Origin of the sequence: Achromobacter spanius, from assembly GCF_029637605.1 — a bacterium.
GTDB classification, from domain to species: domain Bacteria; phylum Pseudomonadota; class Gammaproteobacteria; order Burkholderiales; family Burkholderiaceae_B; genus Achromobacter; species Achromobacter spanius_E.
Genome location: NZ_CP121261.1, coordinates 1,857,289 through 1,879,670, shown reverse-complemented (window position 1 = coordinate 1,879,670; position 22,382 = coordinate 1,857,289). Strand labels below are relative to the sequence as shown.

Here is a 22,382-nt window from a genome sequence, read left to right as displayed (position 1 = left end):
CCATGCCATGCCTCACGGCCTGCCTCGCGTGCTAACGGAAGGCCCAGCCCTGTAGGCTTTCCCGCAGCAGCGACACGAATGACCTTGCCTGCGGCATCCCGAGGCGGATGAAACCGTTCATTCGGTGATGGAAGTACTACCCGCGCGTCCTACGCTCCTGCTTTTAGGAGAGGGACATCACCGGTCGTTCTTTTTGCCTGGCCTTTGTTGGTGGCGCGGCGTGGGTGCAGTGCTTTGCGGTGCTGCCGGGTGCATTTGTTCTGGCGTTGGTGGCCGTGACAGGCGGCATCGCCGCGGCTGTTTGCCTGCGATGCCACGGCGATGTTGCTCGCATTGCGTCCGCCCTGGTGCTGGGCGTTTGCGTAGGCACGCTTAACGCCTGCCTGCAAGCACAGCACCGCCTGGACGACGCGCTGGCGGACCTGCACCAAGACCAAGTCTCGCGCCTGATCCTGCGCGTGGCCGAATTGCCAGACGGCGACGACCGACACCATCGCTTCATCGCCGAACTGGCCGAGCCCGCGCGCCCGGGCATTCCGTCTCGCATCCAGGTCACCTGGCAAGCGCCGCCCGGTGCCACCGCTCCCATGCCCGCGTTGCTGCCCGGCCAGATCTGGCGGATGGCACTGGTCTTGCGTCGTCCACATGGCGTGCTGAACCCAGCTGGGCCGGATGCGGAAGCGCGCATGTTCGCGCGTGGCTTGCGGGCGGTGGGTACGGTGCGAGGGCGGCCGCAGTTGTTGGATGATTGGCCTTGGGCGTCGGCTGGTGTGGCCATTGAACGGGCGCGGCACCATGTGCGTGTGGGCATGCGCAAGGCCTTGGGGGACCATCGCTACGCGCCGGTGCTGATTGCCTTGGCGATTGGGGATCAGGCCGGGGTGGCGCGCGATGATTGGCGCATCTTCAACCGCAGCGGCATTACGCATCTGGTATCGATCAGCGGCATGCACGTGACGTCCATCGCGGGCATTGCGGGCGTGCTGGTGGCGGCGGCTTGGCGGCGGGCGCGATGGCGGGGCGTGGGCTTGGCGGAATTCACGCCGTCGCGCGTGGCGGGTGGCGCGGCGGCGGCCGTGGTGGCGCTGCTGTATTGCCTGTTGGCGGGCTGGGGCGTGCCTGCGCGGCGCACGTTCTTCATGTTGTCGGTGGTGTTGGCGGCGGCGATGTCGCGGCTGCCGTTGACGGCGGGCAGGGTGTTGGCGTGCGCGGGGGCGGGTGTGGTGGCGTTGGACCCGTGGGCGCCGCTGTCGGCGGGGTTCTGGTTGTCGTTCGGGGCGGTGGCGATACTGCTGCGCATTGCTGACCTGCCGTTTGATGCCGAGGCGGGGTGGCGCCAGCGCTGGGCAAGCCGGTTGGCGCAGGCGACGCGCTTGCAGTTGCTGGTGACCTTGGGGCTGACGCCTTTGCTGGCGTTTCTGGTGTACCAGGTGTCGGTGGGCTCGCCGCTGGCCAATGCGGTGGCGATTCCGTCGGTAACGTTCATCGTGACGCCCTTGGCCTTGTTGTGCGCGGCGCTGTCGGTGGTGCCGGGCGCGCAAGCGGCGGCGGCTCGGGCTGCGCAAGTGGGGCTGGCCGCGTTTGACGCCACGATGGTGCCGGTGGTGTGGGTGGGCAATGCAGACTGGGCGAGCTTTGCGGTAGCGGCTGCGCCCTGGCCGTGGCTGTTGTTGGCCGTGGCGGGTATGGTCTGGGCCTTGCAGACATGCGGATGGCCGGCGCGGCAGTTGGGGTGGGTGTGCATGCTGCCTTTGCTGTGCTGGCGGCCGGACAAGCCCGAGCCAGGCGATTGGCGCATGAGCGCGCTGGACGTGGGGCAGGGCAGTGCAATCCTGGTCGAGACCGCGACGCAGACATTGCTGTTCGATGCGGGGCCGCGCCATTACGGCGGCAGTGATGCCGGCGAGCGGGTGCTGGCGCCGTTCATGCTGGCGCGCGGCATTACCGCGCTGGACGTGCTGGTGCTGTCGCACGCCGACCAGGACCACGTGGGCGGCGCTCGCGCGGTGCTGGCGGCGGTGCCGGTGCGGCTGAGTTATGCGTCGTTTGATGTGGCGGCGTTTGTGCGGCGCGATGCTCGGGTGTGGCCGGCTCCAGGCCAAGCCGCGTCCGGCACGCCGTCCACGCTGCCCGATCGCATGTTGCGTTGCCGACGCGATGACTCGTGGGAGGTGGACGGCGTGCGGTTCACATTTCTGCATCCCACCAACGGCGGCAGCGGCGCGCCGGCTGACAAGAACGCCGACAGTTGCGTGTTGCGCGTGCAGGGCGCCAGCCATGCGCTGCTGTTGACGGGCGATATCGGCGTGGCGCAGGAACGTGAACTGGTGGCGCGGGGGGTGGAGCGGGCGGACGTGGTGCTGGCCCCGCACCATGGTTCGGCGTCGTCATCCGGGCGGGATCTGGTACGTGCGGTGCGGGCTACGCATGCGATCGCCCAGGCCGGCCATTTGAACCGCTTCCGTCACCCCGCCCCGGCGGTGGAACGGCGCTGGTTACGCGCGGGAGCAACGTTCTGGCGTAGCGACCATGATGGCGCGGTGATGGCGGAATCCAGCGCGCGCGGGCTGCGGGTGTGGTCGCAGCGGGATGAAGGCGCGAGGTACTGGCATGGGCGATGACGGCGGGATAGGGCGCTGTGGGCAAGCGCTGAGACGAAGCTTCGGCGAGGACCGCGGGAGACCCGGTCGCCGCCTCGTTATTGCGTTCCCGTCACCAATCGATCGAACAGATCATCCCCGCCCATCTGCCCGCCCTTAAGCATCAACTCCACACCATCAACCACAGGGTTGTCGCTGCGAGCAACGCTGACAGTCACGCCGGGCGCCAGTACGCAGCGAAACGCCAAGCCCCACAGGCCCAGCGCCAAAGTGGCTTGGCTTGAGGTGTCGCCGCCCGCGATGCCGACTCGTGCAAGCCGGGTTCCCGCCTGCGCGCTGGCGGTGATGATGGCGGCGGCAAGTTGCGCGGTGGCGCGGGCGGTGGAGGCGGCCTGATCGCTGGTCACCGCTTGTTCGGGGCGGTCGGTATGTACCAGCACGTTGTGGCCTTGCGCCAAGGCGCGGGCTGCCAGCTGGACTTGATCGGCCACGTAGGCGGGCGATTCCAGCAGCGCTTGCACTTGCAGCGGCTGATGCGTGTAGCGCGTGCTCGCGGCGATCTGCCGGGCGGTGACGGGCGACAGGCTGCCGGCCATGACCAGTACGGGGCCGGTGGCGGCGGGCAGGGGAGTCGCGCTACTGCTTGCGGAAACAGCGGCATCACGCCCAGCAATCTCACCATCACGCTCGAACACCGCCGCACGGGCCAGCGCCTGTTGCACGCTGCTGGGGCCAACCGCCAGCAACGGTGCACTCGCAGACGCGCGCCAGATCAATCTGCCGATCATGGCTAGTTGCTCGTCGTCGGTCAGGTCGAACAACACCGGGCCGTCACAGGTGTTGATTAGTTCGTCAATCCAGCCGTCCACATCAGCGGCATCGTCGGCATTCCGCAGACGCGGATACGCAATATGCGGCACCGATCGAATCCCATCCAGCCCCTGCGCCGCCAGATGCCGGCGCAAGTCAGCCTCATGCATCGGCGTGACCGGATGCTGGCTCATCACCGGATGCCGGTCTATGCGATAGACCTCGGGCGCGGCCCCCGCGCGGGCGAACAATTGCGCAAAGCTGCAATAGCGTCCGATGCTGGGTTGCCCGCCCACAATCGGCACCAGCCGGTTGGGCATGTGGCGGCGCAGTTCGCGGATGGCGACGCCGATGCTGCCGACGTGCGGGGCGCTGTCGAAGGTGGAACAGCATTTGTAGTGCAGCACGCGCGCGCCGGTGCCGGCCATGAAGTGGCCAACGGCGCGCAGTTCCGTTTCCATATCGGCGGGGGACATGGCGCGCGCGGCGCCCGCGATGCCGATGGCGTCCAGCGGGCCGGCGCGGCGCAGTTGTTCGGGCGTGGGTACGCCCAGGAACAGCAAGCCGCGCAAGCCGGCGCGCGCGACTTCGGCCAGTGTGTCGGTGGCGCCGGTGAAATCGTCGCCGTACCAGCAGACGCGGGGCGTGCCTAGGCAGCCGACACCCGCAGTCATGCTCGCCCGCCAAAGAACTCCAGCGCCCGCTTCAGCTCCGGCGCATTGCGCGCAAAGTCCTCCAACGCCTCGCCATCCCGCACCGCCTGCCACGCTTGCCGAATGCTCTGCACGCCCGCAGCCGGCCCATCCGGATGCGCCAGAATCCCACCGCCCGACATGAACATCAAATCGTCAGTGCGCACCGCCGCCCACGTGGCGGGCACGGTGCCGGCCCATTGGCCGGATGAGAACGCGGGCATGACCGGGTCGTCGATGCCGGGCGTGAGCGACGCCAGGCAATCACGCGCGGATTCCACGACTTCGCCGTCTTCCTGCGCGAATTTGCCTTGCAGGCCATGCACGTGCATATGGTCCACGCCGGCCAGCCGCCACAGCGTCTGATACGCCTGAAAGCCGATCCCCAACAACGGCGCGCGCGACAGGGCGCCGAAGCCGTTGCGGTGCCCGTGCAGAGCCAGCGGCGTGCTGCGGCGCAGGGTCTGGATGGCTGAGAAACCGCACCAGTTCAGGCTGGCCATGACGCAGCTGCCGCCTTCGCGTTCGATCAGGTCGGCATGGCGGCGCATGGCGTCGGTTTCGTCGCTGATGTTGAAGGCCACCATCACCTGGCGGCCGGTGCGTTCGCGGTGGGCGCGCACCACCGCCATGACGGCGGCGACGCGTTGCGCAAGCGGGGCGTGCGCGGGGTTGGCGCAGACTTCGTCGTCCTTGATGAAGTCCACGCCCGCCGCGCACAGTTGGGCGACCAGATGCGCGGTCTGCTCGGGCGACAGGCCCACGTTGGGCTTGATGATGGTGCCCACCAGCGGGCCCTTTGCCACGCCGGTCAATTGCCGCGTGCCGGCGATGCCCACTTGCGGCATGTCGAACTGCGCGCGGTAGTTGGCGGGCAGTTCCATGCTTTCCAGGCGCAGGCCGGTGACTTCGCCCAGGTCGTAGAGGTTGCCGCCGACGGTGGCCGCCAGCGTGGGCAGGTTGGCGCCCACGTTGGCCACGGGAAAGGCGATGCGCACGCGGGCGCGCTGGTACTTGGCCGGCATGCCGCCGGGTTGGCGCGCCATCCAGGCGTTGGGCAGGCTGGGCGTGTCGGTGGTGTCCAGCAGGTCGATGGCTTCGATGCGGGCGCGCGCGCGGGCGCGCAGTTCATCGGTTTCGCCTTGCACGCGGGTGAAGGTGCCGCAGGACTGCTCGCCCGCCATCACTTCGGCGACCCGCGCGGGGTCCATCGGGGTCTCGATCAGGTAGGTCGCGCTAAAGGACTGGGAATTCATAAGCTTGGGAATTCAAAGGGGGCGGCAGGCGGCAAGGTTGGGTCAGCAAGGGACAGCAGGCGTCAGCAGGGATAAGCAAGCGACAGAGGCATCAACTGGCTGCAAGCCACAACCGACGTCAGCAGTCTTCAAAGACGGGACAGATCCGGAAACGGGCGGACCGGATCCTTACCGTCCCAACCGTTGGCGCTTTCCCGGATCAGGTCGAACAGGCGGCCCTTGGGGCCGGCCACTTCCGACAGTTCGATGACGGTGCCTGGGTGGTATTCGGTATCGAAGTAAATGAAGCGGCCTTTCTCGCCGACTTCGCCGCTCATCTTGGGCTTGAAGCCCTGCGCCAGCAGGCGTTCCAGGTCGGCGTCGTAGCTTTCGGTCCAGTAGGCCACGTGTTGCAGGCCGGTGCGGCCGGCTTGCAGGAAGTCGCGGTACATGGACGGCACGTCGTTGCGCGTCTGGATCAGTTCAACCTGCACGAAACCGGAGTTGGCCAGCGCAACCGAGTTGTGCGGCTGGTGGCTTTCACCGTCGTACTGATAATTGACGATCGGCACGCGCGGGTTGTAGTACCAGGGGCCCACGCCCAGCGTGGTGCTCCAGTAGTCCATGGCGGCTTCGATGTCGTGCACCACATAACCGAGTTGGCGGATTTCGCCCAGAAAACGACTCATGATGGATCTTTATAAGGAGAGAGACGGAAGGGGAGGCAGCCCGACGCGAATTCACGCGCGGGCCGCGTCAGGTCACAGGAAGCCGATGGAGAACCAGGGGAAGGCGGCGACGACGATCAGGCCGATCAGCAGCGCCGCGACGTAACCCCAGATGGGGCCGATGCCCTCGTTGGGATCGACACGGCTGATGGCGCAGGCGCCGTAGTAGCCCACGCCGAAGGGCGGCGCGAACAGGCCGATGCCCATGGCGAAGATGACGACCATGGCGTAGTGCACTTCGTGCACGCCAGCCTGCACCGCGATCGGGAACAGCAGCGGGCCGAACAGCACAATGGCGGGTATGCCTTCCAGCACGCTGCCCAGGATGATGAAGGCCACGATGGACACTGCCAGGAAGCCGTAGCTGCCGCCGGGCATGTCGGCCATCAACTGCGCCAGGTCGCCCGAGAAGCCGGACTGCGTCAGCGCCCAGGCCATGGCCGTGGCGCAGCCGACAATCAGCATGATGGCGCCGGACAGCGACGCGGTCTCGATCAGCATGGGGCGCAGGCGCGCCCAGTCGAAGCGGCGATAGATCAGGATGCCGATCACCGCCGAATACACGATGCCGATGGTGGAGACCTCGGTAGCGGTCGCCACGCCTTCGACCACCGCGGCGCGGATCACAAAGGGCAGGGCTACGGCGGGCAGCGCAATCACGAAGAAACGGCCGATCTCTTTGGGGCTGAAGCGTTGCACCAGGCTCAGGTCTTCCTTGCGATAGCGCCACCACACCACCGAGCACAGGGCTAGGCCCAGCACCACGGCGGGCAGCAAGCCGCCCGTGAACAGCGCGGCGATCGACACGCCCGTGACCGAACCGATGGTGATCAGCACAATCGAGGGCGGAATGGTCTCGGTCTGCGCGCCGGTGGCCGCCAGCAGCGCCACCAGATCGCCGGGCTTGGCGCCGCGTTTGCGCATTTCCGGGAACAGCACCGGCGCAATGGCCGCCATGTCGGCGATCTTCGAACCCGAAATGCCCGACACCAGATACATGGCGCCGATCAGCACGTACGACAGCCCGCCGCGCACGTGGCCCAAGAGGCTGGCCAGGAACTGGATCATGGCGCGCGCCATGCCGGTCATCTCAATCAGGGAACCAAGGAAGATGAACAGCGGCACGGCCAGCAGCATCAAGTGCGACATGCCTTCGTCCAAGCGGCCCACCATCACTTCCATGGGCGTGTTGGTGGTCAGCGCCAGATACGAGAAGGTGGCCAGCGCGAAGGAAAACGCAATCGGCACCCCAGAAAACACGGTGGCCGCCACGATGCCCACAAAGAAGATCACCAGGTTCAGTTTGCCCAGGCCCTGGAACAGGGGTTGGGCCAACCAGAACAGGGCGACCACCGCCGCCACGCCCACCAAGGCCACCAGCACCTGGCGTACCGGTGTGGTGCGCAACAGGCGCAGCATGGCCACCACGGCCATCAGCGCCATGCCCACGGGAATGGCGGCGGCGCGCCACGCATTGCTGAGTTCCAGCGCGGGCGTGGTGATGAAGTGTTCTTCGTGCGCGTATTCGATGGCGGGCGCCAGGATCAGCACCAGAAACGCCAGCGACGCGGCCAGCGCGGCGGTTTCCAGCTGCGCGCGCCGCGCGGGGCTGACGTTGTTGACCAGGGCCGTCATCCGCATGTGCTCGCCGCGCCGCAAGGCAACCACGGCGCCCAGCATCGACAGCCACAGGAACAGGATGGAGGCCAGTTCGTCGGACCAGACCAGCGGGCTATGGAAGACGTAGCGCGCGACCACCCCCGCGAACAGCACGCAGATTTCGACCAGCACGATCGCGGCCGCTACGTGTTCGACCACGCCGCCCAGCACGCTGTCCAGCGCGTTGGCGGCGCGCCGCAAGGGGTTGGCCGGCAGCGTCGGGGCGGCGGCGTGGGAAGCGGACAGGGAAGACATGACGCGACCTCAGGCCAGCTTGCCGACGCTTTGTTCCAGCAAGGACCAGGCTTCGTTGCCGAAGCGGCCCTGCCATTCCTTGTAGAAGCCCGCCGTGCGCAGCGCCTGGCGGAAGGTGTCCGGCGCCGGCTGGTTGAATTGCAGGCCCTTGGATTCCAGGTCCGACTGCACCGACGCGTTCAGCTTCTTGATGTCTTCGCGCTGGGCCAGGCCGGCTTCGTTGATGCCGCGCGCCACGATGGTCTTCAGGTCTTGCGGCAGGCCTTCCCACATGCGGCCGTTGGCGATGAACCAGTAGCCGTCCCAGATGTGGTTGGTCAGCGAGCAATACTTCTGCACTTCGTACAGCTTGGCTACCTGGATGATGGGCAATGGGTTTTCCTGCGCGTCCACCACCTTGGTCTGCAAGGACGAATACACCTCGCTGAACTGCAAGCTGGCGGGCGCGGCGCCCAGGCCCTTGAACATGGAGATGGGCAGCGAGCTGACCGGCACGCGAATCTTCAAGCCGTCCATGTCGGCGGCCGTTGTCACGGGCGCCTTGCTGCTGGTGGTCTGGCGAAAGCCGTTGTCCCACATTTTTTCAAAGGCGTAGAGCTTGCGCTGCGCGATGGCGGCGCGCACGTGTGCACCCAGTGCACCGTCCATGGCGCCCCAGACCTGGCTGTAGTCCTTGAAGGCAAAGCCCACGGCGTTGATGGCGGCCACCGGCACCAGCGTGGCGATAACCAGTGCCGACGGGGTGAAGAAGTCGATACCGCCCGAGCGCACTTGCGCCAGCATGTCGGTGTCGCCGCCCAATTGGTTGTTCGGGAAAATCTTGATGTCGACGCGGCCGTTGCTTTCCTTGAGGATGCGTTCGGCGGCTTCTTGCGCGCGGATGTTCAGCGGATGCGTCACCGGCAGGTTGTTGCCGTACTTGAGCGTGTAGTCGGCCGCGCGGGCGATCAGCGGGAATCCGCCAGCCAGGGCAACAGCGGGCACCGCGCAAAGGCGACGCAAGGCACTACGGCGTGTCAGCAGCTTCATGCTTGTCTCCAAATTTGGTTTTATGATGGTTTTTGATGTGCCACAACAGCGCCAAACCCATGCGGCAGACTGGACAATAGTGAATTGCCGCTATCATCGTCAAACTTCTTTCATGATGGTTTTTGATGTGAATAGACCTTCGCCCGACCGTAAGCTTGCCCGATTGGCCGATGTGGCGGCGCGCGCCGGCGTGTCCACGGCCACGGCCGACCGCGTGTTGAACCGCCGCCCCGGCGTGCGCGCCAACACCGCGCAGAAGGTCTTCAAGGCCGCCATTGAACTGGACTATCTGCCCGAACAGGAACTGGCCGCCGCCGTGCCCGCCGAGCCGATGCGGCTGGTGTTCCTGCTGCCGCGCGGCAGCAACCGCTACCTGCGCATGTTGGGCGATACCGTCAGCTACGCGCACGAGCACTTCGCGCCGCTGAATGCCAAGTGCCAGATTGAATACGTGGAAAGTTTCAACCCCGACGCGCTGGCCCAGGCCTTGGCCAAGCACGGCAAGCGCGCCGACGGCATTGCGTTCATGGCGCTTGAACACCCCGTGGTGCGTGAAGCGGTCAACACGCTGGCGCAGCAGGGCGTGCCCACGGTGACCTTGATTTCAGACCTGGCCAACAGCGCGCGCACGGCCTATGTGGGGCTGGACAACCGCGCCGCCGGCCGTACGGCGGGCTACCTGATCGCACGCTTCATCGGCCCGCGCGCCGCCCATGTGGCCTTGATTGCGGGCTCGCGCCATTACCGCGCGCACGAGGAACGCGAAAGCGGTTTCCTGCAGCTGTACGCCGAGCAGTTTCAGGCGATGCAGGTGGTGGATTTGCGCGAAGGCTATGACGACGCGCAGCGCAACTACGAGCAGACGCGGCAACTGCTTGAGCAATATCCCAACCTGGCGGGCATCTACAACATCGGCGGCGCGTCCGACGGCGTGGCGCGGGCCTTGAAAGAGGCCGGCTTGCAGCACCGCGTGGTGTTCATCGGCCACGGGCTGACGCCGGACACGCGCGCGCTGCTGATCGACGGCACCATGGACGCCGTCATCACGCAAAGCCCGATGGAAGCGCTGATGAGCTGCGTGCGCATTTTCAGCAACCTGCGCGACAAGCGCAGCGCGATGAACGGGGTGGAACTGGCGCGCAGTCAGGTGATCTTCCGGGAGAATTTGCCTTGATGCAGGCTGGGTGGCTGTCTTGATGGCCGCAGTGGTTCCAATCTTGATGCCCGCGCCAACATGCAGCGCTTGCAATTTAACTGCCTAGGCAGATAAAATCACTCAACCGCGATCCACAGGGCATGTTGCCTGATGCCATCGCCATCCTCGCGCCACCCCGTAACGAGACACCATGGCTGCTGCTACCCCTTCCGTGCTGGACAAGTTCTACACCGGTGAACTCGGCTTCATGGTCACGTCCGTGCGCAACGGCATCCACGATGCGCTGGAGCGCGAGCTGGCGCCGTTCGAGCTGACCACGCCGCAGTACGTGGTGTTGAACTGCTTGGCCCGGGGCTGGGGCCGCACGCCCAGCGATTTCTGCCGGGTGCTGGCGTATGACTCGGGCGCGATGACCCGGCTGCTGGACCGCATCGTGGCAAAGGGCTTCATCCGCCGCGTTGAAAACGAAGCCGACCGCCGTAGCCACCTGATCGAACTCACCGAACTGGGTCAAGCCGCCTTGCCGCAAGCCTTCGCGGCGACGGACGTGGTGATGCGTCGCCTGCTGGCGGGGTTTTCGGAAGACGATGCGCAAACCTTGCACCTGTTGTTGTCGCGCTTGCTGGCCAATGCGCAACACGGGCAGAAAACCGACTGAGACGAACTGAGCAGACGGAGCCGTTTTTTCGGCGCCGTTTTTTTATAAGCATTTACCTGCCTAGGCATATACAGCCTGGGCATAGATATGGATCACAGCCATGCAAGCTGCTGCTGCTTCCCCCGCAACATTCCCGCCGCCGGCTCTGCTGGCGACCATCGGTGCACTCACCTTCATCGACTTCCTGCAGAACGGCATGGTCACCTTTGCCGCCACGCCCATCATGGGCGAGATCGGGGCCAGCCCCGAGGAATACACCGCCATCGCCGTCATCTACGCCTGCGTGGCGGTGGTGATGATTGCCTTGCAAGGTTGGCTGGTGCATCACCTGGGCCAGCGCCACTATCTGCTGGCTTCCCTGGGCGCGGCGGCGGTGGGGGCGGTGGTGTGCGCGTTGTCCGTGGGCCAGGCGGGTTTTCTGGCCGGTCGGGTGCTGATGGCGATTGGCTGCGCGGCCATGCTGACGTCGTCGCGGTTGACGGTGAATTTGATTCCACCCGGCCCGGGGCGCTTTCATGGCATCAAGGCCTTGGCCACGGGGCTGTGTACCGGCACGGCGCTGGGGCCCTTGCTGGCCTCGGCGGCGGTGGATCACGATGGCTGGCCGCTGATGTTCTGGCTGGTGGCGGGGTTGTCGGTGCTGGCCATGGTGCCGGTGGCGCTCTCCATGCCGGGCAAGCAAGGGCAGGCCACCGTTGCCGGGCAGGCGCGGCTGGCGCCCATCGCGGCATTGGGCCTGGGCAGCTTCCTGTTGCTGCATGCTTTGCAGCGGTCCTATTACGATTTCTTCAGTGACCGCCATCAGTTGCTGCTGTTCGCCGTGGCGGGGGTGGCGGCACTGGCGTACTTCGTACGATCCGAAACGCGCACCGGCGCGCCGTTGCTCAAGCTGGGCGGCATGAAAGAAGTGCGCTTTCTAAGCGGCTTGGCACTCTTCATGTTCAGTTATTTGATGCTGGGCGCCAACGGCTATCTGGTGCCCCAGATGCTGCAACGCGCGTTAGGGCTGTCGTGGTCCAACACCGGCATGTTCTTCTCGATGGGTCTGGGGGCGGGGGTGCTGACCTTTGTGGTGATGGCGCAGGTGATTGCGCGCTGGCCGTCGCCGCGCAAGTTCTTCGTGGCGGGCTTTGTGGCGCTGGCGACGTTTGGCGTGTTGATGTCCGGGCTGACGCCCACGGCCGACCCCTGGACCGACGTCTTGCCCGCGCTGGCCTGCTATGGCGTGTTCATCATGATCATCATGCCGGCCACGGCCATGAATGCCTTTTCGGGGCTGACCCATGACGCGGCGGTGTTCGCGCACGCGCAGCAGCTCAAGAACATGCTGGCGCAGGTGGGGCAGGCGTTGGGCATCATGGCGGCCACGGTCAGCCAGCAGTGGCTGACCAGCAAGCACTACAACGTGCTGAAGGAGAGCATTGCCGAGGGCAATGCCAATTTTGAAGCGGCCAAGGCGCAGCTCAGCAACGTGTATGCGGCGGTGGCCGATCCCGCCCAGGCGCAGCGGATGGCGATGGCGCGGATTGCGCAGATGCTGGATCAGCAGTCGGTGCTGCTGGCCAACCTGGATCACTTCCGCGCGCTGGCGGTGCTGGCCTTGATGGGCGCGCTGGTCAGCTGGACGCAGCGGGTGTTTCGTTAGGGTTGGATCCCGTCGCGCTGGACCCGTCAGCCATGGATTCCGTAGCCCTGGCTTTCAATTCCCACCCAACTGCCCGATCACCTGCCTTGCGACATCCGCCAGCGACAAGCCACCGTCCATGGCGGCGCGTTGCAGGCGTTCATGCGCGGCCTGTTCGGTCAGGCCGTATTGGCTGATCAGCAGCCGCTTGGCGCGGTCGATGCGCTTTCTTTCTTCCAGCGCGCCGCGCACGGTGTTCAAAGCGTCGTCGGTGCGCTGCATGCGCAGCGTCTGTTCGCGCATCATCTCCAGCACCGAGCGTTCCAGCACACTGCCCACGCCGTCCGCGGGCGGCGTGTCCACGATGCGGCTTTGCACGCTGAACACCATGCTGGGCGCACGGCCGCTGGCGTGGTCGGCATAGCGCGCCAACAGCAGTTGGCGGTCGTCGAGTTCCTGGCGGGTTTCGGCGATGCGGCGTTCGCATTGCTGTGCCAGCGCCTGGGCCAACAGGCTTTCCACTTCGCGCATGGCGTCGATGCGCGCCGTGTACAGGTCGAACCACAGTTCGGCCAGGGTGCCGTCCACGCGCTGCTCGGCAGAGGTGCGTTGCGCCATGTCGCGCATGCGTTCAACCGGCTGGCCTTGTTGCTGGATGCGTTCCCAACATTGCAGCGCGGCGTCTTGCGCGTATTGCGCATAGATGTCGAAGCTGCGGGCCTGGTGGGCGGCCAAGCCCAGCATGCGCGCCTTTTGCGCGTCGGTGAAGAAGCCGGCCGTAAAGCCGATGACGCCCGCCGCGCGTTCCTGGCCGCTGAGTTCCTTGCCCTGCATGAAGTTCAGCAGGGCCACCAGGATGCGGGTGACGCCGGGATCCAGCGCGGAATCGGCGGCTTCGAACACCACGGCCAGCAGGCTGCTGATGATCTGCGTGAAGCGCGCGTCTGCGTCGTCGGCGGGCACGGCGTGGTCGCGCACCTGGCGGCGCAGGCCCTGCAATTCGTCCAGGCGGAATAGCGCAAAGGCAATGCAGTTGAGCAGGCGCGCCTTGTCGCTGCCGTGCGGGGTCTTGGCGGCAATGCCATCAAGAAATCCGCGCACGTCGGTTTCAACGCGGGCCGCGTCTTGAACCAGCCCCGCCAGGGTTTCTTGCTGGCTGTCGGGCGCGTTGCACAGCGTCAGGTTCGAATACCCGCGTTCCTTCTGCAAGGCATGCACCAGCGCGCTGAGGTGTACCGCCAGCTCGCAGGTGACGGCCAGGCTTTCCAGGCCGTGGAGTTCACTGCGCCGCGCGGCAAGCAGAAAGCGCAGGGGCGGCGGGATGTGGCGTTCGACCATAAGAAGGAATCAGGGAGGGGGTCAAGCGCTGCGGCGCAGCAGCGGTTCGGCGGACGGCAGGGGAAAGCGGGGCTGGACGAAGGGGACCGCGGGGGTGGCAAGGTCGGTGGCGTCGGCGGGGCTGGCGGGGTAGGCCACACCAACCGCGCCGGCCGCATCCAGCACCTGGCACGCCGCCACCTGGCCGATGACCAGCACGGCGGGGCTGCGTAGCTGGAAGGCGGCGGCGTCCTGGGCCATGCTGGCAAGCGTTGAGCGGCATTCGCGCTGATCCGCCAGCGAAGCGCGTTCGATCATCGCCACGGGCATGTCGGGGGCCATGCCGGCGTTCAGCAATTGGCTGCTCATGTCCTGCAATTTGGCTACCCCCATGTAGACCACCAGCGTCGTGCCGCTCTTTGCCAGCCCCGTCCAATCCGGCGTGGCGCCGTCCTGGGAATGGGCGGTGATCAGTGTAACGCCCTGGGCCATGCCGCGTTGGGTCAGGGGGATGCCGCAAGCGGTGGCGGCGGCAAGCCCGGCCGTGATGCCGTTGATGATTTCACAGGCCACGCCGTGGTCGCTCAGCCATTGGGCTTCTTCGCCGCCGCGCCCAAAAATGCAGGGGTCGCCGCCCTTCAAGCGCGCCACGCGCAGGCCCTGGCGGGCGTAGCGCAGCATCAGCCGCTGAATGAATTCCTGCGGGGTCGAGCGGCAGCCGCCGCGCTTGCCCACATACACCAGCCGTGCCTGCGGGCAGTAGTCCAGCACTTGCGGATTGACCAGGTCGTCCACCAGGACGACGTCGGCCTGGCCCAGCACGCGCACGGCTTTCAGGGTGAGCAATTCGGGGTCGCCGGGACCGGCGCCAATCAGCCAGACAGAGGGTTTCATGGTGGTGCTCCTGAATTCAGCGATCAAGCAAAAGAAAGATGACGATGGCAAACAGGACCAGGCTCAGGCCTTTCCAGAATGCCAAAGGGTTGCGTTCCAGCAGCGGCAGGCGTTCGCCCCGGCGCGTGGCCTCGGGCGGATGGCGCAGTGCATGCGTGAATTCCGATAATTCGGCCGTGCGCAGGGCCGGGTCGGGATGCAGGGCGGGGCTAAGCACGCCGTCGATCCAAGCCGGCAATTCGCGGTCGCGGTCCAGCACCGATACATAGGTCAACCGCATCTGCGCGGCACGGCTGCGGGCGCGCGCCACGTCCGCGCCGTAGGGCAGGCGCCCGGACAGCATCTGGTACAGCATCGCGGCCAGGGAATACAGGTCCGACCGCGAGGTGCCGGCTTCGCCCAGGAAGTACTCGGGCGCGGCATATTGCGCGGTGCCCAGCATGGACGGCGCGTCGTCGTCTTGGGTGGCGCCGTCCCACAAGCCGGCCGCTTGCGTGGAGCCCAGGTCGATGATGCGGGCCACGCCGTCGTCGTCGATCAAAATGTTGTCGGGCCGCAGGTCCTGATGCACGATCTCCAGCCGGTGAAAGGCTTGCAGGCCCCGTGCAATCTGCTCGATCAACGTCACCGCCTGGTCCAGCGTGGGGCGCGGATGCTCGGCCATCCAGCGCGTCAGTGTGCGGCCCGGCAGGTACTCGCTGACGGTGTAGAGGGTGCGCCGCGTGCGCGGCATCGGCCAGGCGCGCACCACGTGGCGGCTGTCGATGCGGCGGGCAATCCATTCCTCGGTCAGCAGCCGTTCCAGATAGGCGGGGTCGTGGCGCAGGTCCAGCGATGGGATCTTGATGACCACCTTATCGCCGCTGTCGATGTCCTCTGCCAGGTAGACGTGGCTGCGGTGGCTGGCCTGTAATTCGTCCTGAATGCGAAAGCCTTCGAATTCCATGCCGGCCGCCAGCAGCGGCGGACAGGGCAGGTTCAGGCTATAGCGCGCGATTTCATCGGCGCGGCGCGCGGGCAGCGCCTCCACGCGGACGATCTGCACGGTCAGGTTGTCGTCGCTGCCGCGATCGAATGCCAGGCGGGCCAGGCTGTGCGCCGCCGCGTCCAGCGTGTCCGGATGCGCGGCGATGGCTTGTGCCACGTCGTCGGCGTTGATGTGTTCATACACGCCGTCGGTGGCCAGCAGAAAGACGTCGCCCGCTTCCAGCGGCTGCGTGTGATAGTCGATTTCAAGATGGGGCGTCAGGCCCAGCGCGCGCCCCAGATAGCTTTTGTCTTGCGAGATCCAGACGCGGTGGTCGTCGGTCAGTTGTTCCATCGTGCCCGCGCGCAGCCGGTAGATGCGCGCGTCACCAATATGCAGGATGTGCGCGGTGGTGGCCTTCAGCACCATCACCGTCATGGTGCAGACGTAGCCCCGGTCGGCGTCGCGCGGCTGGTCGGGGTGATGGCGCTGGCGCGTTTGCGCGTGCAACCAGCTATTGGCCGCGCTCAGCACCTTGTGGGCCGACTTCTTTACCGACCAGGTTTCGGGCGTGCAGTAATAGTCTTCCAGGAAGCTCGCCACGGCGGTCTCGCTGGCAATGTGGCTGACCTGGCTGCTGCTGATGCCGTCGGCCAACGCCACCGCCACACCCTTGGCACCCAGCAGGGGTTCGCCCGGCACGCACAGGCCGTGAAAGTCCTGGTTGACGGGCTTTCTGCCGGCTTCGGTGTGCTGGCCCACCGCCACCTGCAAAGAGGCGGCGTTGGGCTTAAACCCGGGCTTAAACCCGGGCTCGGGCGCGCGGCGGTCCATCACGGCGGGCGTCCTGGCGCGTGATCAGTTGAAGCGGCGCTTGGGGGCCGTCTTCATGTGCGTGGTGTACAAGGTCAGCCCGGTCAGCGAGAGGCCGCCGATCAGGTTGCCCAGCACCACGGGGATCTCGTTCCAGATCATGTAGTCCATGATGGAAAAATTGCCGCCCATGATCATCGCCGACGGGAACAGGAACATGTTGACGATGGAATGCTCGAAGCCCATCGCGAAGAACAGCATCACGGGCATCCACATGGCAATCACCTTGCCGCTGACCGACGTGGAAATCATGGCGCCGACCACGCCCAGCGACACCATCCAGTTGCACAGCACGCCCCGGATGAAGATCGTCAGCATGCCGCCCGCGCCGTATTCCTTGTAGCCCAGCGTGCGGTTTTCACCGATGTGCGAAATGACTTCGCCGACCTTGTTAGGCGGCACCGAAAAGCCGTAGGTGAACACAATCGACATCAGCACGGCCACCGTCAATGCACCCAGGAAGTTGCCGACAAAGACAAAGCCCCAGTGCTTGAGGATGCCTTTGAAGGTCACGCCCGGCCGCTTGTCGAACAGCGCCAGTGGCGTCAGCACGAACACGCCGGTCAACAGGTCGAAGCCCATCAGGTACAGGATGCAGAAGCCCACCGGGAATAGCGCGGCGCCCAGGATGGGCGAGCCGGTCTGCACGGTGACGGTCACGGCGAATACGGCGGCAATCGCCAGGATGGCGCCCGCCATGAAGGCGCGGATCAGCACGTCGCGCGTGGCCATGTAGATTTTGGATTCGCCGGCGTCCACCATCTTGGTGACGAATTCGGAAGGGACCAGGTAGGACATGATTTACCTATCGTGTTGATGATTGTGAAAAGGGAAACGCGCGGTCAGGCGATTTCAACGGTGTCGCCGTTGAACCGGGCCTGCCAAATGCGCAATGACTGTTCGGGGTACTGCACGCAACTTCCATCCGCCAACCGGAAGTGTTGCTTGTAGAGCGGCGAGGCCACGACCAGGCTGCCGCCCAGGTGGCCGACCAGGCCGCGCCCGATGACGTTGGCGCCGGATTTCGGGTCGCGGTTTTCAATGGCGTAGAGCGGGTTGCCGTCGGCGCCGGGCACGTAGAACAAGGCAATCTGCTGGCCGTCCAGCAAGACGACCACACCGGAGTCGGCCACCAGGTCATCGCGGGTGCAGACGGCACGCCAGGCCAGCGTGGGGGTAGCGACAACGGACGCGGGGGCTGAAGCATTCATCAGACGATCTCCTCGGCAATGGGAATGACGCGCGCGGGCTTGCGATCAAGCTCGGCTGCCCGCGCGGGGCGGGGCTGGCCGCGTTCCTGCACGAATTGAATGTCCGGGTCGCCGCCACGCTCGTTGACGAAGGTGCGAAAGCGCTTGAGTTTTTCGGGGTTGCTGACGGTGTTGGCCCATTCGCATTCATAGCGGTCCACCACCAGTTGCATCTGCGCTTCCAGCTCGGCGGCCAGGCCCAGGCTGTCGTTCAGCACCACGTCTTTCAGATAGTCCAGCCCGCCTTCCAGCGATTCGCGCCACACCGAGGTGCGTTGCAGCTTGTCGGCGGTGCGGATGTAGAACATCAGCACGCGGTCGATGAGGCGGATCAGCGTGGCGTCGTCCAGGTCAGTGGCGAACAGTTCGGCGTGGCGCGGGCGCATGCCGCCGTTGCCGCACACGTACAGGTTCCAGCCGTTCTCGGTGGCGATGACGCCAATGTCTTTGCTTTGCGCCTCGGCGCATTCGCGGGTGCAGCCCGACACGGCAAACTTCAGCTTGTGCGGCGAACGCAGGCCCTTGTAGCGGTGTTCGATGTCCAGCGCCATGCGCACGCTGTCCTGCACGCCATAGCGGCACCAGGTGCTGCCCACGCACGACTTCACGGTGCGGGTCGACTTGCCGTAGGCGTGCCCCGTTTCAAAACCGGCGGCGATTAGCTCGCTCCAGATGTCGGGCAGCTCATGCAGTTGCGCGCCGAACAGGTCAATGCGCTGACCGCCCGTGATCTTCGTGTACAGCTTGTATTTCTTGGCGACGGCGCCGATGGCGATCAGGCCGTCGGGCGTGATCTCGCCGGCCGGAATGCGCGGCACCACCGAATAGGTGCCGTTCTTCTGCATGTTGGCCATGAAGGTGTCGTTGGTGTCTTGCAGCGGCACCAGGCGCGGTTCCTGGATGGGGCGGTTCCAGCACGAGGCCAGGATGGAACCGACGGCTGGCTTGCAGATGTCGCAGCCGACGTGGCCCTTGCCATGGCTGGCCAGCAACTCCTCGAACGTTTCGATGCCGCCCACGCGCACGATGGCGTAGAGCTCCTGGCGCGTGTAGGCGAAGTGTTCGCACAGGCTCTTGTCCACGGCCACGCCTCGGCTGGACAGTTCGTGTTCCACCACCTGCTTGAGCAAGGCAGCGCAACCGCCGCAGCCCGAGGCCGCCTTGGTGCAGCTTTTGACGCCGGCAAGGTCCGTGCAGCCGCCGTCGATGGCGGCGCTGACGGCGCCCTTGCTGACGTTGTGACAGGAGCAGATGGTGGCGGTGGCGGGAAGCGCATCCACGCCCAGCGCGGGCGCGGCGCTGCTGGCGGGCAGGATCAGGCTGGCGGGGTCGGCGGGCGGCGCGATGCCGTTCTGCGCGTATTGCAGCAGCGTGTCGTAGTAGCGGTTGTCGCCCACCAGCACCGCGCCCAGCACACGCTTGCCGTCGGCCGACACGACCAGGCGGCGATAGCTCGCGCCGGCTTCGTCGATAAAGCGGTAGCTGCGCGCGCCCGGCGTCTTGCCATGCGCATCGCCAATCGAGCCCACGTCCACGCCCAGCAGCTTGAGCTTGGTGGACATGTCGGCGCCGGTGAACGTGTGTTCCGATGCGCCGCACAGTTCGGCCGCGGCGATGCGCGCCATCTGGTAGCCGGGGGCCACCAGGCCGAACACGCTGCCGTTCCAGGCGGCGCATTCGCCGATGGCATAGATGTGTTCGTCGCTGGTGCGGCAATGGTCGTCAATGGCCACGCCGCCGCGTTCGGCCAGCGTCAGGCCCGCCTTGCGCGCCAACGCCACCTGCGGGCGGATGCCGGCGGAAAACACAATCAGGTCGGTTTCCAGCGGCGCGCCTTCGGCAAAGCGCATGCGGTAGCGATACTGCGTGCCGGGCTTGATGTCCTGCGTGGCGCGCGACAGGTGCACGCCCACGCCCAGCGCTTCAATGCGCGCCTTCAAGGCGGCGCCGCCTTCCTCGTCCAACTGCACCGGCATCAGGCGCGGCGCGAATTCCACCACATGCGCTTCCAGGTTCAGCGACTTCAAGGCATTGGCGGCTTCCAGCCCCAACAGGCCGCCGCCCACCACTACGCCCCGGCGCGCCCCTTGGGCAGCCTCGCGGATCAGGTCCAGGTCGTCGATGCTGCGATACACCAGGCGCGACGCCCCCTCGGCGCCCGCGATGGGCGGCACGAAGGGGTAAGAGCCGGTGGCCAGCACCAGCTTGTCGTAACCGACGCGGCCGTTGGCGGTAATGACTTCCTGCGCGTGGCGGTCGATGTCCAGCACCGGCTCGCCCAGATGCAGCGTGAGCCCGTCGCGTTCATAGAAGGCGGCATCGCTCATCGACATGGATTCGGCGTCGCGGCCATTCAGATATTCGGACAGGTGGACGCGGTCGTAGGCGCGGCGCGTTTCCTCGCCATAAACGTGGATGCGATAGCGCTCAAGCGCGCCTTGGGCGATCAGCTGTTCAACGCAATGGTGGCCCACCATGCCGTTGCCGATCACCACCAAGGTCTGCAAGGATGCGGGAGTGGCCGCTGCTTTCATGAATATCCCCAGGCTTCTGGTTTGGGTTTCAAAAGACAAAAAGCGCCCTGGACCTTTCGGTCGGGGCGCCTTTGCCGGTACTGCTTGAATTGTGTTGCGGGCCTTGCGGCCTGCATGAACAACTTAAGCAAAGACCATGCCAGCTTGCTGTCAGGGAGCGGTGAGTGCGGGTTACGCCTGCGGCGTCATAGGGAAAAGGGCGGCGAAGGGAGGAATTCAAGCGCTGATCAAGCCGGCCCCGCGATGCGGGGGGGCTGGCGCTGAATGCTTCAAAGCGGTGCAAGCCGTTGTGCGCGCCGCACTGGTTTGGCGCAGCGCAACATGGCGCGGTAGGGCTGATTCAGTCGCGAGCGGCCTTGCCTACGCGCAGCGCGCCGCGCCGCACGCGCAGGCTGGCGCGCACAGTGCGCTTCGGACCCCTGACGGATTTGGGGCGGTGAGCTTGAGCGCCGGTGTTGCCGTGGCCCTTGCTGCCGTTGCCGCCCTTGCGACGGCCACTGCGCGCCTGGGCCCGGGCGCGCGCCGTGCAGACGGCGGCCAAGGCCAGCAGCTTGTCTTCGTCCAGTTGCTCGGCATCCACGAATTGTTCGTCGGCGCCTTTCATGGCCAGCAGCAGTTCGTCCAGCTTCAGGTGCAGCGCGCGGCTGTCCTTGTTCTGGTTTTGCTGGATCAGGAACACCATCAAGAACGTGATGATGGTGGTGCCGGTGTTGACCACCAGTTGCCAGGTTTCGGAATAGCCGAAGACGGGGCCGCTGACGGCCCACAGCACGACAGCGCACAAGGCCGTGCCAAACGCGATGGGCGACCCCGCCCAATGCGTGACATGCGCCGCGAAATGGTCAAAGAACTTGGTGACGGCGTTCGATCTTGGGGGTGTCCGCGCGGTGTTTTTGGCCAACGTCGTCGGTTCTGGCTTTTCTTGCATGAGCATCACCTGCCAATCCTCATTGCGGTTTGATCCATGTCGCCGGATAAGCAACGTGACGGTTACTTGGGACGCGGCTCGCGCAAGCCTTGGTCGGGCGGCGCCAGTTCCCCCGCGCGCAGGCGCGGCAGGCATTGCGCCATCGCGCGCGCCACGTTGCGCACTTCTTCCTGCACGGCCTGGTCGCGATCCAAATCGGCGTGGCTGGTAGCGTAAGGCTGGTAATAGCCGATGTAGCGGTCCAGCCGGGACATCGCACCGGCGTCGATCAGACCCATCCAGTCCAGCCAGTCGCTCAAGGCGCGCCGCTGGCCTTCAATACCGGCCACGTCGCCATGCACGACCAGACCGTAAGCCCGCCCCGCCAGATGCTTGGGGTAGGGCCAGCCGTCCAGTTCAATGCGCTTGGCCTTGGCCGGATCTTTGCCCGAGGTGGTGGTGGGGTCGGGGTTGCCGCCATCGGCGCACACCAGGCGGTCGATCATCAGCTTTAACGGGCTGGGCGATTGGTACCAATAGGTGGGCGCCAGCAAGATCACCCCATGCGCCGCCACCCACTGTTCGTAGATGTCGTTCATGGCGTCGTTGTCCTGACCCAGCGAGTGGTTGGGATAGCAACTGCATGGCCAATGGCACAGCGGCATGGCGGTGGATGCGCAGCCTTTACAGGGATGGATCTGATACTGGTATTCGGAGGTCAGCCGGCTCAGGTCCAGCAGGTCGGTTTGCACGTTGGCGCGGTCGAGTTCTTCGTTGACGATCTGGGCCAGGCGCCAGGTTTTGGATACCTCGCCCGGACAGGTGCCATCGTTGCGCGCCGAGCCCACCACCACCAGCACGCGCGAGCGGGTGGCGGGGTTACGTTGCGTGATGGCGGCTTGCGCCAGGCGGTCGTGCGCTTCTTTCCATTCCACCGACAGGTCGTAGTCCGGGTCGGCGTAGGCCGCGCCGGCCTTCACGGTGATGGGCGCTTTGCGGCCGTCCTGGTAGGCATCCCAGGCGATGGCTTCCAGGCGGTTCAGCGCGTCCTGTTCCACCTGGAAGGCGGGGTCGTAAAAGCGGCGCATGAAGCGCTGCCTGAAGGTGTCGCGCGCAAGCGGGCCAGTGTATTGGCCTTTGCGCACATCGGGCTTGGATGCGGTCATGGCAGGCTGATCGAGTACGGTGACACCT

Annotated in this window: 17 protein-coding genes; 4 read left to right on the top strand and 13 right to left on the bottom strand. The window is 65.8% G+C overall.

Features of this window, described 5'->3' with window-relative positions:
- Positions 1–224: 224 nt before the first annotated feature.
- Positions 225–2,621, top strand: a complete 2,397-nt coding sequence (locus P8T11_RS08120) for a DNA internalization-related competence protein ComEC/Rec2 (protein ID WP_268077427.1) — start codon at positions 225–227, stop codon at positions 2,619–2,621.
- Between the two features lie 77 nt (positions 2,622–2,698).
- On the opposite strand, the gene P8T11_RS08115 is transcribed toward P8T11_RS08120, so the two are convergent.
- The 5 genes from P8T11_RS08115 to P8T11_RS08095 form a co-directional block, all read right to left on the bottom strand.
- On the bottom strand, positions 2,699–4,084 hold the full coding sequence (locus P8T11_RS08115; RefSeq protein WP_268077428.1) for a four-carbon acid sugar kinase family protein: 1,386 nt from the start codon (positions 4,082–4,084) through the stop codon (positions 2,699–2,701).
- Positions 4,081–5,358 carry a ribulose-bisphosphate carboxylase large subunit family protein gene (locus P8T11_RS08110; protein WP_268077429.1) on the bottom strand — a complete coding sequence of 426 codons (1,278 nt, stop codon included), beginning with the start codon at positions 5,356–5,358 and terminating at the stop codon, positions 4,081–4,083. The genes P8T11_RS08115 and P8T11_RS08110 overlap by 4 nt, the downstream gene beginning before the upstream one ends.
- A gap of 128 nt (positions 5,359–5,486) precedes the next feature.
- Positions 5,487–6,026 carry a VOC family protein gene (locus P8T11_RS08105; RefSeq protein WP_268077430.1) on the bottom strand — a complete coding sequence of 180 codons (540 nt, stop codon included), beginning with the start codon at positions 6,024–6,026 and terminating at the stop codon, positions 5,487–5,489.
- Positions 6,027–6,098: 72 nt separating this feature from the next.
- Positions 6,099–7,979: a TRAP transporter large permease subunit gene (locus P8T11_RS08100; protein WP_268077431.1), complete on the bottom strand. Its 1,881-nt coding sequence runs from the start codon at positions 7,977–7,979 to the stop codon at positions 6,099–6,101.
- A 9-nt stretch (positions 7,980–7,988) separates the two neighbouring features.
- Entirely contained in the window at positions 7,989–9,008 is a 1,020-nt protein-coding gene (locus tag P8T11_RS08095) for a TRAP transporter substrate-binding protein (RefSeq protein WP_259246422.1), read from the bottom strand.
- Positions 9,009–9,120: 112 nt separating this feature from the next.
- On the opposite strand from P8T11_RS08095, the gene P8T11_RS08090 reads away from it, so the two are divergent.
- The 3 genes from P8T11_RS08090 to P8T11_RS08080 all read left to right on the top strand — a co-directional run bounded on the left by P8T11_RS08090 (position 9,121) and on the right by P8T11_RS08080 (position 12,467).
- Positions 9,121–10,182 carry a LacI family DNA-binding transcriptional regulator gene (locus P8T11_RS08090; protein ID WP_268082419.1) on the top strand — a complete coding sequence of 354 codons (1,062 nt, stop codon included), beginning with the start codon at positions 9,121–9,123 and terminating at the stop codon, positions 10,180–10,182.
- A 172-nt stretch (positions 10,183–10,354) separates the two neighbouring features.
- Complete coding sequence (locus P8T11_RS08085) at positions 10,355–10,822, top strand: MarR family winged helix-turn-helix transcriptional regulator (protein WP_230696022.1); 468 nt, start codon at positions 10,355–10,357, stop codon at positions 10,820–10,822.
- 100 nt (positions 10,823–10,922) lie between these two features.
- Complete coding sequence (locus P8T11_RS08080) at positions 10,923–12,467, top strand: MFS transporter (RefSeq protein WP_268077432.1); 1,545 nt, start codon at positions 10,923–10,925, stop codon at positions 12,465–12,467.
- Positions 12,468–12,521: 54 nt separating this feature from the next.
- Here the strand turns inward: P8T11_RS08080 and P8T11_RS08075 are convergent, their stop codons facing one another.
- The 8 genes from P8T11_RS08075 to P8T11_RS08040 form a co-directional block, all read right to left on the bottom strand.
- Entirely contained in the window at positions 12,522–13,784 is a 1,263-nt protein-coding gene (locus P8T11_RS08075) for a nitrate- and nitrite sensing domain-containing protein (protein WP_268077433.1), read from the bottom strand.
- 21 nt (positions 13,785–13,805) lie between these two features.
- The gene (gene cobA, locus P8T11_RS08070) at positions 13,806–14,657 is read right to left on the bottom strand and encodes a uroporphyrinogen-III C-methyltransferase (RefSeq protein ID WP_268077434.1); all 852 of its coding nucleotides are present in this window, start codon (positions 14,655–14,657) and stop codon (positions 13,806–13,808) included.
- Positions 14,658–14,673: 16 nt separating this feature from the next.
- Positions 14,674–16,458, bottom strand: coding sequence for a bifunctional protein-serine/threonine kinase/phosphatase (locus P8T11_RS08065; protein ID WP_268082420.1), 1,785 nt, complete (start codon positions 16,456–16,458; stop codon positions 14,674–14,676).
- A 24-nt stretch (positions 16,459–16,482) separates the two neighbouring features.
- Complete coding sequence (locus tag P8T11_RS08060; protein WP_050450013.1) at positions 16,483–17,295, bottom strand: formate/nitrite transporter family protein; 813 nt, start codon at positions 17,293–17,295, stop codon at positions 16,483–16,485.
- A 44-nt stretch (positions 17,296–17,339) separates the two neighbouring features.
- Positions 17,340–17,708, bottom strand: a complete 369-nt coding sequence (gene nirD, locus P8T11_RS08055) for a nitrite reductase small subunit NirD (RefSeq protein WP_268077435.1) — start codon at positions 17,706–17,708, stop codon at positions 17,340–17,342.
- Entirely contained in the window at positions 17,708–20,281 is a 2,574-nt protein-coding gene (gene nirB, locus P8T11_RS08050) for a nitrite reductase large subunit NirB (protein WP_268077436.1), read from the bottom strand. The genes nirD and nirB overlap by 1 nt, the downstream gene beginning before the upstream one ends.
- A gap of 340 nt (positions 20,282–20,621) precedes the next feature.
- Positions 20,622–21,209, bottom strand: a complete 588-nt coding sequence (locus P8T11_RS08045) for a low affinity iron permease family protein (protein ID WP_268077437.1) — start codon at positions 21,207–21,209, stop codon at positions 20,622–20,624.
- Between the two features lie 62 nt (positions 21,210–21,271).
- Complete coding sequence (locus P8T11_RS08040) at positions 21,272–22,354, bottom strand: flavodoxin family protein (RefSeq protein ID WP_268077438.1); 1,083 nt, start codon at positions 22,352–22,354, stop codon at positions 21,272–21,274.
- Between the last annotated feature and the right edge of the window lie 28 nt (positions 22,355–22,382).

Bases quoted from the DNA above. Each gene is read 5' to 3' on its own strand.
- P8T11_RS08115 (WP_268077428.1), bottom strand. From the start codon at position 4,084: ATGACTGCGGGTGTCGGCTGCCTAGGCACGCCCCGCGTCTGCTGGTAC.
- P8T11_RS08110 (WP_268077429.1), bottom strand. From the start codon at position 5,358: ATGAATTCCCAGTCCTTTAGCGCGACCTACCTGATCGAGACCCCGATG.
- P8T11_RS08105 (WP_268077430.1), bottom strand. From the start codon at position 6,026: ATGAGTCGTTTTCTGGGCGAAATCCGCCAACTCGGTTATGTGGTGCAC.
- P8T11_RS08100 (WP_268077431.1), bottom strand. From the start codon at position 7,979: ATGTCTTCCCTGTCCGCTTCCCACGCCGCCGCCCCGACGCTGCCGGCC.
- P8T11_RS08095 (WP_259246422.1), bottom strand. From the start codon at position 9,008: ATGAAGCTGCTGACACGCCGTAGTGCCTTGCGTCGCCTTTGCGCGGTG.
- P8T11_RS08090 (WP_268082419.1), top strand. From the start codon at position 9,121: ATGATGGTTTTTGATGTGAATAGACCTTCGCCCGACCGTAAGCTTGCC.
- P8T11_RS08085 (WP_230696022.1), top strand. From the start codon at position 10,355: ATGGCTGCTGCTACCCCTTCCGTGCTGGACAAGTTCTACACCGGTGAA.
- P8T11_RS08080 (WP_268077432.1), top strand. From the start codon at position 10,923: ATGCAAGCTGCTGCTGCTTCCCCCGCAACATTCCCGCCGCCGGCTCTG.
- P8T11_RS08075 (WP_268077433.1), bottom strand. From the start codon at position 13,784: ATGGTCGAACGCCACATCCCGCCGCCCCTGCGCTTTCTGCTTGCCGCG.
- cobA (WP_268077434.1), bottom strand. From the start codon at position 14,657: ATGAAACCCTCTGTCTGGCTGATTGGCGCCGGTCCCGGCGACCCCGAA.
- P8T11_RS08065 (WP_268082420.1), bottom strand. From the start codon at position 16,458: ATGGACCGCCGCGCGCCCGAGCCCGGGTTTAAGCCCGGGTTTAAGCCC.
- P8T11_RS08060 (WP_050450013.1), bottom strand. From the start codon at position 17,295: ATGTCCTACCTGGTCCCTTCCGAATTCGTCACCAAGATGGTGGACGCC.
- nirD (WP_268077435.1), bottom strand. From the start codon at position 17,708: ATGAATGCTTCAGCCCCCGCGTCCGTTGTCGCTACCCCCACGCTGGCC.
- nirB (WP_268077436.1), bottom strand. From the start codon at position 20,281: ATGAAAGCAGCGGCCACTCCCGCATCCTTGCAGACCTTGGTGGTGATC.
- P8T11_RS08045 (WP_268077437.1), bottom strand. From the start codon at position 21,209: ATGCAAGAAAAGCCAGAACCGACGACGTTGGCCAAAAACACCGCGCGG.
- P8T11_RS08040 (WP_268077438.1), bottom strand. From the start codon at position 22,354: ATGACCGCATCCAAGCCCGATGTGCGCAAAGGCCAATACACTGGCCCG.